The sequence below is a fragment of the Mesorhizobium sp. M7A.F.Ca.CA.004.04.2.1 genome (assembly GCF_004022825.1).
Lineage (GTDB): Bacteria > Pseudomonadota > Alphaproteobacteria > Rhizobiales > Rhizobiaceae > Mesorhizobium.
Genome location: NZ_RZPH01000488.1, coordinates 1 through 4,315, shown reverse-complemented (window position 1 = coordinate 4,315; position 4,315 = coordinate 1). Strand labels below are relative to the sequence as shown.

At 62.3% G+C, this 4,315-nt stretch carries 8 protein-coding genes; 7 read left to right on the top strand and 1 reads right to left on the bottom strand.

From position 1 onward, the window contains the following. The 6 genes from purC to EN893_RS20695 all read left to right on the top strand — a co-directional run. Positions 1-742: phosphoribosylaminoimidazolesuccinocarboxamide synthase (gene purC, locus EN893_RS20720; protein WP_128361741.1), on the top strand; the 742-nt coding region annotated here is incomplete at its 5' end. 43 nt (positions 743-785) lie between these two features. Then, on the top strand, positions 786-1,028 hold the full coding sequence (gene purS / locus EN893_RS20715; protein ID WP_023810342.1) for a phosphoribosylformylglycinamidine synthase subunit PurS: 243 nt from the start codon (positions 786-788) through the stop codon (positions 1,026-1,028). Between the two features lies 1 nt (position 1,029). Next, a complete protein-coding gene (purQ, locus tag EN893_RS20710) occupies positions 1,030-1,698 on the top strand; it encodes a phosphoribosylformylglycinamidine synthase subunit PurQ (protein WP_127269903.1) in 669 nt (222 codons plus the stop codon). A gap of 84 nt (positions 1,699-1,782) precedes the next feature. Continuing rightward, on the top strand, positions 1,783-2,448 hold the full coding sequence (locus EN893_RS20705) for a glutathione S-transferase family protein (protein WP_127269905.1): 666 nt from the start codon (positions 1,783-1,785) through the stop codon (positions 2,446-2,448). After that, the gene (locus tag EN893_RS20700; RefSeq protein ID WP_127269907.1) at positions 2,445-2,852 is read left to right on the top strand and encodes a hypothetical protein; all 408 of its coding nucleotides are present in this window, start codon (positions 2,445-2,447) and stop codon (positions 2,850-2,852) included. The genes EN893_RS20705 and EN893_RS20700 overlap by 4 nt, the downstream gene beginning before the upstream one ends. A 3-nt stretch (positions 2,853-2,855) precedes the next feature. Further along, complete coding sequence (locus EN893_RS20695; protein WP_127269909.1) at positions 2,856-3,497, top strand: Pr6Pr family membrane protein; 642 nt, start codon at positions 2,856-2,858, stop codon at positions 3,495-3,497. Positions 3,498-3,500: 3 nt separating this feature from the next. On the opposite strand, the gene EN893_RS20690 is transcribed toward EN893_RS20695, so the two are convergent. After that, positions 3,501-3,752 carry a DUF1127 domain-containing protein gene (locus EN893_RS20690; RefSeq protein WP_027036978.1) on the bottom strand — a complete coding sequence of 84 codons (252 nt, stop codon included), beginning with the start codon at positions 3,750-3,752 and terminating at the stop codon, positions 3,501-3,503. A gap of 93 nt (positions 3,753-3,845) precedes the next feature. On the opposite strand from EN893_RS20690, the gene EN893_RS20685 reads away from it, so the two are divergent. After that, positions 3,846-4,315 (top strand): GntR family transcriptional regulator (locus EN893_RS20685; RefSeq protein ID WP_128361740.1); only part of this gene is annotated, 470 nt, incomplete at its 3' end.

Below are 4,315 nucleotides of genomic sequence, written 5' to 3'. Positions count from 1 at the left end.
ACCCGAACCGGGCACGCTTATCCAGTTCTTCAAGGATGACGCCACCGCGTTCAACAAGAAGAAGCACGAGGTCATCGACGGCAAGGGCGTCCTCAACAACCGCATTTCCGAGTACATCTTCAACCATTTGAACCGCATGGGCATTCCGACCCATTTCATCCGCCGGCTGAACATGCGCGAGCAGCTGATCAAGGAAGTCGAGATTATTCCGCTCGAAGTGGTGGTGCGCAATGTCGCCGCCGGTTCGCTGTCCAAGCGGCTCGGCATCGAGGAAGGCACCGTTCTGCCGCGCTCGATCATCGAATTCTATTACAAGGCCGACGCGCTCGACGATCCGATGGTGTCGGAAGAGCACATCACCGCGTTCGGCTGGGCGAGCCCGCAGGAGATCGACGACGTCATGGCGCTGGCCATCCGCGTCAACGACTTCCTCTCCGGCCTGTTCATGGGCGTCGGCATCCAGCTCGTCGACTTCAAGATCGAATGCGGCCGGCTGTTCGAAGGCGACATGATGCGCATTGTCGTCGCCGACGAGATCTCGCCGGATTCCTGCCGCCTGTGGGACGTGGCGACGCAGGACAAGCTCGACAAGGACCGTTTCCGCCGCGACATGGGCGGCCTCGTCGAGGCTTACCAGGAAGTTGCCCGCCGCCTCGGCATCATGAACGAGAACGAACCGCCGCGCCCAACCGGCCCGGTGCTTGTCGCCTCGACCGACGGGCTCAAAGGCAAGCCGCACTGATCGCGGCTTGCCTCCCGATACTCAGAACAGGAGCATGTCCAGCGTGATCAAGGCCCGCATTACCGTCACCCTCAAGAACGGCGTGCTCGACCCGCAGGGCAAGGCGATAGAACACGCATTGTCGGGCCTTGGCTTCGGCGGCGTCGGCGCGGTGCGGCAGGGCAAGGTTTTCGACGTCGAGCTGGCGGAAAGCGACAAGGCCAAGGCCGAAGCCGACCTCAAGGCCATGTGCGACAAGCTGCTGGCGAATACGGTGATTGAGAACTACGCGGTGGAGATCGCCTAAATTGAAAGCAGCCGTCGTCCTTCTGCCCGGCCTCAACCGCGACCGCGACATGATCGCGGCGTTGACCAAGATTTCGGGAACGCCGCCGGTCACCGTGTGGCAGACCGACACCGAAATCCCCGATGTGGACCTGATCGCCATTCCGGGCGGCTTTTCCTTCGGCGACTATCTGCGCTGCGGCGCGATCGCCGCGCGCATGCCGGTCATGCGGGCGGTGGCCGAAAAAGCGGCCGCGGGCGTTACGGTCATCGGCGTCTGCAATGGTTTCCAGATCCTGGTCGAGGCCGGCCTGTTGCCGGGCGCCTTGATGCGCAACACCTCGCTGAAATTCGTCTGCCGGCAGGTGAAGCTCGAGATCACCAATGCCAACACCATGTTCACGCGCCGCTATCAGCCGGGCCAGATCATCCGCTCGCCGGTCGCGCATCATGACGGCAATTATTTCGCCGACGCCGACACGCTTGCCCGTATCGAAGGCGAAGGCCAGGTGGTGTTCCGCTATGCCGAGGGCACCAACCCCAACGGCTCGATCAACGACATTGCCGGCATCGTCAACAGCCAAGGCAATGTGCTCGGGCTGATGCCGCATCCGGAAAACCTGATCGAAGCAGCCCATGGCGGCACCGATGGCCGCGGACTGTTCGAGAGCGCCCTCGGCATCGCAGCCTGACGATATCGAAGCGAACAGCTTGAAAACAGCCGGACATTCCTGTCTCTTTGGAGCAAGTCTGGTTCATTGGGGAGAGAGACGGTCATGAAACTCTATTCGCGGCCGTTGTCGCCCTACTCGTCGATCGTGCGGGCACTGGCCTACATCAAGGACGTACCACTCAAGATCATCGCGCCGCCGCCCGGTTTTCCCATCCCGGAAGAGTTTCGCGCCATCTCACCGATGAACCGGATTCCGGTGCTGATCACCGGCTCGGGCGAGACGATCGTCGAATCGGTGGTCATCGCCGAATATCTCGAGGAACGGTTTCCGGAGCCGGCGCTGCTGCCGCCCGATTCCAAGGACCGGGCACTGGTGCGCATGTTCGCCCGCATCACCGATCTCGATGTGCTGACCCCGACGATGAAGCTTTTCGAGCTCCATTTCGTGCCGAAGCGCAACAATGCCGAGATCGACGCCCAGTTTGCCCGCCTGCATCACGGGCTGGCGGCAATCGAGGCGCGCATGGCGCAGGGCCCATTCGCGCTCGGCGACGACATCAGCTTCGCCGATGCCTGGCTGACGCCGACACGGTTCATCTTCAACAATTTCCGCGCCATGACGGGACGCCACGACCTGCTCGACGCCTATCCCAAATTCGACGCCTACCAGCAGATCGCCTCGCAACACCCGGCATTGTCGCGGGTGTGGGGCGAGATGACCGATGGTTTGAAGATTTTTCTGTCCGAGCTTGAGATGGGTGCCGCTTGATCAGACGCAAGACGATCGCGCTGGTCGCCGCGGCGGGCTTTGTGCTGGCGTCCTGCCAGTCGACGCCAAAGAGCACGCCTGTTCCCTCAGGCAAAAGTGCTGCGCTGCTGGTCATGGAGCAAGTGGCGATCGCTGCCCACAAATGCTGGATCGCCAGCAAGGACCCGGCCTTCAAACCGTACCAGATGGCCAATGAGCTGAATTCGTTCAGCGGCACGCCGCGTTTCCTGCTGGTGCCGGCCAAGCACTATGGCGGCAAACCTTTGCTGGTCGTGCAGGCGCAAGGCAATTCTAGCCGCGTCGACGTCTTCGGACCGCTGATGAACGATCCGCTCGGCGCCCGCATCGGCTCCGACATTGCGCGCTGGCAGGCCGGCAATCCGGCCTGCGCCGCGACGGCCTAGCCCATGGGCCGGTTCCTGCAGATTGTGGGACTGGTCGTCGGTCTCGCCGGGCTCATCCTGCAGTTCTGCATCAGCATTCCGGCGTCGATGGAAGCCGGCCGCAGCCTGCTCGGCTCCATCATTTTCGTCTCCAGCTTCTTCACCATCCTGACCAACATCGGCGCGGTGCTGGTGTACACGTCGCTGCTGTCACCCACCTTCTATGCCTGGCTGCCGGCCTTTGCAGGCGCGCGGATGCGGGCCGGCGTTGCGGTTTCGATCGCGCTGGTGTTCATCGTCTATGCCACGGTTCTGGCACGGCTCTGGCAGCCGCAGGGCCTGTTCCTGCTCTGCGACGTCCTGCTGCATTATGTGACGCCGGTGCTGTTCGTGCTGTGGTGGCTGATCGCAGGCGCTGACGGCAGGACGCGCTGGAGCGACATTTCCTGGTGGGTGATCTATCCCATCGCTTATCTGGTCTATGCGCTGGTGCGGGCGCCGTTTGCCGGCGAGGTGCCCTACCCTTTCCTGGACATCGCCAGGAACGGCGCGACCAGCGTCGTCATCTCAGCCGCAGCCATCACCGGACTTTTCCTCGTGCTGTGCGTGGTCGCCGTCCTTGCGGACCATGCCGGCGCACGCACCAGGGCATCAAAACTCGGTTAGCTATCAGTCCCAGAACGGCCTGATGCCCTCGCGGTGAGCATCGCAGCGTGTGACGCCGATATCCTTGAGCTGATCATCGGTCATTTCCAGCAGCGCCAGCCGGCTGCGGCGGCGCTCCAACAGATGGTCGATCCATCTCGCCAGCGATCTGACCAGACGCACCAGACGGCTGACAAAGCCGCTCCGGTCTGATGGACGTGTCGATTGGCCAGATAAACCGGCTCTCGAGTGACGGATTGTAGCGATTGTATCCATTATCTTTCTACCAGAATTCCAAATTGTACCCTTTTTGGCACGCAATCGATATGGATTGACTCATGTGTAGGTGCAATATAGAAACTTGTCACCATGACAAATTGGCTCCCCGATTTCACTGCCGGCTCCGGCCCGCTGTATCAGCGGCTGGCGGATTCCATCGAGACGGACATCGATCGGGGGGTGATCGATGCCGGCGCAAAGCTGCCGCCGCAACGCGACCTCGCCTACGACATCGGCACCACCGTCGGCACGGTCGGCCGGGCCTATCAATTGCTGCGCGAGCGTGGGCTGGTGAGCGGCGAAGTCGGGCGTGGAACCTATGTGCTCGGCCAGCGCGCGAAGCCGGATTTTCCGGCTCCGGACGTCGGCGGCGAAGGCACGCGCTATATCGATGCGCCTAAGGGCAAGCTGCGTTTCGACAGCACCGCAGCACCTGATATCGGCCAGGGCGACATTGTCGCCGGTGTCCTGTCGCGCACGGCGCAGGACCATCCGCATGAGATTTCGAGCTACACGCGGGACTTCCCCGACCGATGGTACGAAGCCGGCGCCCGCTGGTT